Consider the following 4,494-nt stretch of genomic DNA (forward strand, 5'->3'; position numbering starts at 1 on the left):
TTGCACCCCGATGACCCGCTGCCCGGCAGGCAGCCCCGAGCGGGGCACCAGCCGTCCCGTCGCCGCCATCTCCCCGGAGCACAGGCGACCCGGCGGCCGAACGGCAGCGCCGAGGAAAGGGCCCCTTCTCGTCGCCGCCCATCTCCCCGCACCCCGGCGGCCCGGCGCCCGGCCAGCAGGCGTGAGCGGGGCACCAGCCGCGCCGTCGCTGCCACTGTCCCCGGACTACGCGAGGCCTGGCAGCCGACAGGTAAGGCCGAGGAAGCACCCCGCCTCCTCGTCGCCGCCCTCCCCCTTGCACCCCGACAGCCCGCCGCCCGGCCGACAGGCGTGAGCGGGGCGCCAGCCGTTCCGTCGCCGCCTCCTCCGGCGGCCATCCGCGCGCCCGGTGCGCGCCAGCGCTGACCGTTGGACCGCAGCCTGCGTCGTCGCCGCTATCCCCCTCCACCGAAAGGACCCGGCAGTCGGCAAGCAGGCGTGAGCGGAGTGCCTGCTGGGCCGTCGTCGCCGCCGGCGCTGGGCCGCGATAAGCCCGGCGGCCGACCGTAGGCCCTGGGCGCACACTGCCCCTTCGTCACTTCCGTCCTTGTCCTGCCGCCCAGGCGACGCCCGGCCCACAGGCACGGCCCGGCCGGGAGGAGGAGGCGCCGCCGGGGCCGCCGGCCGGGCAGCGGCGGAGCGACCGTTGCCGCTCCGCAGGGTCCCTCAACGCCTCAGTGGACGCCCTCGGGGGCGATGACCGGGCGCAGGCGGGCGGCAAAGGCGCCCGGGTCCTCGGTGAAGCCGGTGTGGCCGCCGGGGAACATGACCGGCTCCGTGCCCAATGCTTCGGCCAACGCGCGCGACGTGCGGTCGCACAGCTCGCCGGCCGAGTCCTCACCGATGCCGACCACCACGCGAGCACCACCCGAGCGCAGCGCCTCGGTGTCGGGGCGCCAGTGGGTGGTCCCCCGCATCTCGTGCAGGAAGAACCGCCGCTCATCGGCCACCTCCTGCGGGCTGCGCTCCCCGCCGACCATCGCGTCCAGCGCCCCCTCGGGCAGCCGGATCCCCGCGTTGTCCATGAACGCGGCCCAGGCCCCCTTGGGATCGCCCGAGCGGTAGATCCCGATCATCCGCTCCGTTCCGGCGTGCAGCTCGGCGCGGTCGTCGAGCAGCTCGCTCAGCGGCGGCTCGTGGGCCACCACGGTGCCCAGCAGTTCGGGGCGGGACCGGGCCAGCGCCAGCGCGGTCACCGCGCCCCCGCTGGAACCCAGCACCGCGGCGGGTCCTGCGGCGACGTGCTCCACGAGGCGGGCCAGGTCGTCGGCGCGCAGGTCCGGGGTGGAGTCCTGCTCGGGGTCCTCCAGCACGCTCTTGCCGATCCCGCGCGGGTCGGTGGTCAGGACGGTGTGCCCGTCCGCGAGGAGGTCGGCGAGCGGGCCGAAGGCCTCGGCGTTCATGGGCGAGCCGACCAGGGCCACCAGCGGCCCCTGGCCGCGCACTTCGTAGTACAGCTCCGCTCCGGGGACCTTCAGGGTGCCGGTTGCCGGTGTCGATGCCATCGCCTGCTCCTCGTGACGAACGCGCATGGACGCGTATCGGGATGCTCCGCTCATTGGACCCCGGCCGCCGCCGAAAGTCATCGCCGAGCCGCCGCAGGCGATTGGAGCCAGACGCCCGGATGCGGCCCCCGGCGGCCCGCCGCCGGATCCGCCTACTCCGCCCCGTCGGGGAGCGGGGTTCCGGAGCCGCCGGGCCCGCGGCGGACCGCCACCGCCGTCCACACCAGCAGGGCGGCCCCGGCCGCAACCAGCACCGCATTGGGCAGGCCGTTGGCGATACTCGCCCACGGGGTGTCGGCTCGGCGGAGCAGGTCGACGACGATCACGGCGGCCGGCAGCAGGAGCAGGAGCGGGAACCGCAGGGCCGAGCCTCCGATGAGCACCACGGCGACGGCTCCGGCCGCGGCCAACGGAAGCAAGGGCGTCAGGGCCATCTGGAGAGCCGACGCCGCCAGATCGGGCTCGGCGAACTCCGGGGCGCCCGGCGGCCGGGGAAGCGAGGCGAGCTCATCGGCGTTGGCGACCTCCTCGACATGGCTCCCGACGGTGTAGGCGCCCAGCGCCACCACCGCGTATCCCAGGCCGATCACCGCGCCCCACTTCCCCGAAGGCGCGGCCCAGTACCCCAGGAGGAAGGGGACCAGGCTCCAGCCGAGGTAGGTGTCGACCAGCGTCAGGAACCCGAAGTAGAGCAGGGCGGGCAAGGAGTGGTCGGCCAGCCCGGACTCCCGCGCCGTGTAGGGGACCCCGTCGGCGCCCACGGAGGCCGCCCCGACCGCGATCCCGCCGAGCAGCAGGGCCGAGACGATGGCCGACACACGGCGACGCTCCAAGGGGACCTCCAACAGACGCCTACACCACTCACGGGCAACCGACCGGGCACACTGTGCCACATCCGAAAAGGCCCGAAATCACGGGGATCGCGGGCCTGACGGCCCGGCTGGAGGCCGACCCCGGCCCGAGGGGCGCACGGGCCGCACGGGCAGGGCGAGGGCGGAACGGGTGCCGGACCGCAGGGCTCGGAGGCGGCTTCCGCCCCACGGCCGCCGACCGCCCCGCCGGACCGTCTCCCCCACCACTTGCCCGACTGTGGGCCAATCGAAGGACCATCGTCACGAGTGTTGTCCGGATGCGGCTGAAGACGCACCCCTCCCCCGTTCCCCGCCGTATCGTCGGCTTCCCTTCGGCGGACNCCCAAGGGGATGCCGTGAACGACACTGACCTGTTGTTCCTGCTGGTGGGCCTCAGCGTGCTGCTGCTCGCCGTGCACGCGCTGGGCGCCGTCGCCGAACGGCTCGGACAGCCGCGCATGACGGGCGAGCTCGGCGGCGGCCTCGTCCTCGGGCCCACCGTGCTCGGCGCCCTGGCCCCGCAGGCCCACGGGGCGCTGTTCCCGGACACCGGCCCGGTCGCCGCCGCGTTCGACGCGATCGAGCAGCTCGGCATGCTCATGCTGATGTTCCTGGCCGGCGCCGAGGTGCGCCGGCTCCTGCCGAAGGAGAACCGGAAGGTCACCGCCTGGATCGTGGCGATGGGCCTGGTGGTCCCCTTCGGGATCGGCCTCGCCGCGCTGCAGGTCGTGGGGCTGGACGGGCTCGCCGGGCCCGCCTCCGACCCGGTCGCGCTCTCGCTCATCGTGGCCAGCGCCGTCGCCGTCACCAGCATCCCGGTCATCTCGCGGATCATGCTCGACCTGGGCATCCTGGGGACGTCGTTCGGCGGTGTCGTCCTCGCCTCGGCCGTCGCCGAGGACGTGGTGCTGTACGTGGTGATCGCCGTGGCCCTGGGGCTGGCGCAGGTGCACGGGGAGGAGCTGACGGGGCTGCCCGGACTGCTGGGCATCACCTCGGTCCCGGCGATGTCCGTCTACTACGTCCTCACGACCGTCGCGCTGTTCGTGTGCATGATGACGGTCGTGCCCCGTCTGGCGACCGCGATCCTCGAGCGCATGGGGAACCGGAGGGGCGAACGGCCCCGCCGCACCCCCGGCGCGGCGGGGGTGGCCGGTGTGCTCCTGGTGCTCGTGTGCGCCTCCGGGGCGTCCCTGCTGGGGGTCCAGGCGATGTTCGGCGCCTTCCTCGCCGGGGTGCTCGCCGCCCGGATCGAGGAGGCGTCGGGCACGGCGGTCGCCGGAGAGCTGCGGGCCTTCGCCCTGGCGTTCTTCATCCCCTTGTACTTCGGCTCCATCGGCCTGGGCCTGGACCTCGGCAGCGACCTGCTCCTCGGCTTCACCGTGCTCTTCACCGCCCTGGCGTGCGCGGTGAAGCTCGCGAGCGTGTACGCCGGGGCGCGCCTGGGCGGGGAGGGGCCGGGCGGCGCCCTGAACCTGGCCTTCGCCATGAACGCCAGGGGCGGGCCCGGGATCGCCCTGGCCTGGCTCGCCTACGAGGCGGGCATCGTGAACGCGCAGCTGTTCACCACGCTCATCATCCTGGCCGTGGTGACCTCGGTCATGGCCGGCGCCTGGCTCCGCCGGGTCCTCGCCCGGGGCCGGCCGCTCCGCCAGGCCGCGCACTGACGTGCGGCGTGCGCGGCCCGTGCGGCCCGCGGCCCGCAGCGCGCGGAAGGAAGCGGCCCCGCTCACGACGAGCGCAGGTCGTCGCAGGCGTCCTCCAGTTCGCTGATCACCCGTTCGGCCTCCAGCAGGAGCCCGTCGTAGACCAGGCCCGCGCTCTCGCCCTGCGCTCCGGACGGTGGGACGGGCCCCTCGAAGTAGGAGCGCGCCTCCTCCAAGTGCTCGCGGATCCGCCGCTCGGCCTCGTCCATGTCGCTCGGGACCAGGTCGGCGAAGAGCGCGGCCGCGCACTGCGCCTCATGCAGGATCGAGGCGAAGCGGTGCAGGAACTCACGGTCGGGTTGGTCGTCGTCGCCGGGCAGGCGCCGCAGGATGTCGGTGATGGAGCACAGCGACCGGCCCACCCGCGCCATCCGGGTCACCAGGGTGCCGTAG

Annotated in this window: 4 protein-coding genes; 1 reads left to right on the forward strand and 3 read right to left on the reverse strand. The window is 74.5% G+C overall.

All coding sequences use genetic code 11. The annotated features are described in order from the left end of the window. Positions 1-713 precede the first annotated feature (713 nt). Together D450_RS0121185 and D450_RS0121190 are read right to left on the reverse strand one after the other, a co-directional pair. Positions 714-1,544 (reverse strand): alpha/beta fold hydrolase, encoded by an 831-nt coding sequence (locus D450_RS0121185; protein ID WP_017540655.1) that lies wholly within the window; start codon positions 1,542-1,544, stop codon positions 714-716. Positions 1,545-1,696: 152 nt separating this feature from the next. After that, positions 1,697-2,362, reverse strand: coding sequence for a hypothetical protein (locus D450_RS0121190; RefSeq protein ID WP_017540656.1), 666 nt, complete (start codon positions 2,360-2,362; stop codon positions 1,697-1,699). Positions 2,363-2,751: 389 nt separating this feature from the next. Here D450_RS0121190 and D450_RS0121195 point away from each other — a divergent pair, with 389 nt between their 5' ends. Continuing rightward, on the forward strand, positions 2,752-4,062 hold the full coding sequence (locus tag D450_RS0121195) for a cation:proton antiporter (protein ID WP_017540657.1): 1,311 nt from the start codon (positions 2,752-2,754) through the stop codon (positions 4,060-4,062). 62 nt (positions 4,063-4,124) lie between these two features. Here D450_RS0121195 and D450_RS30830 read toward each other — a convergent pair. Further along, on the reverse strand, positions 4,125-4,494 hold a 370-nt coding region (locus tag D450_RS30830), incomplete at its 5' end, for a hypothetical protein (protein ID WP_039820765.1).

The sequence above is a fragment of the Nocardiopsis halophila DSM 44494 genome (genome assembly GCF_000341245.1).
Taxonomy (GTDB): domain Bacteria; phylum Actinomycetota; class Actinomycetes; order Streptosporangiales; family Streptosporangiaceae; genus Nocardiopsis_A; species Nocardiopsis_A halophila.

Coding starts and splice junctions, on each gene's coding strand:
- D450_RS0121185 (WP_017540655.1), bottom strand. CDS start 1,544: ATGGCATCGACACCGGCAACCGGCACCCTGAAGGTCCCCGGAGCGGAG.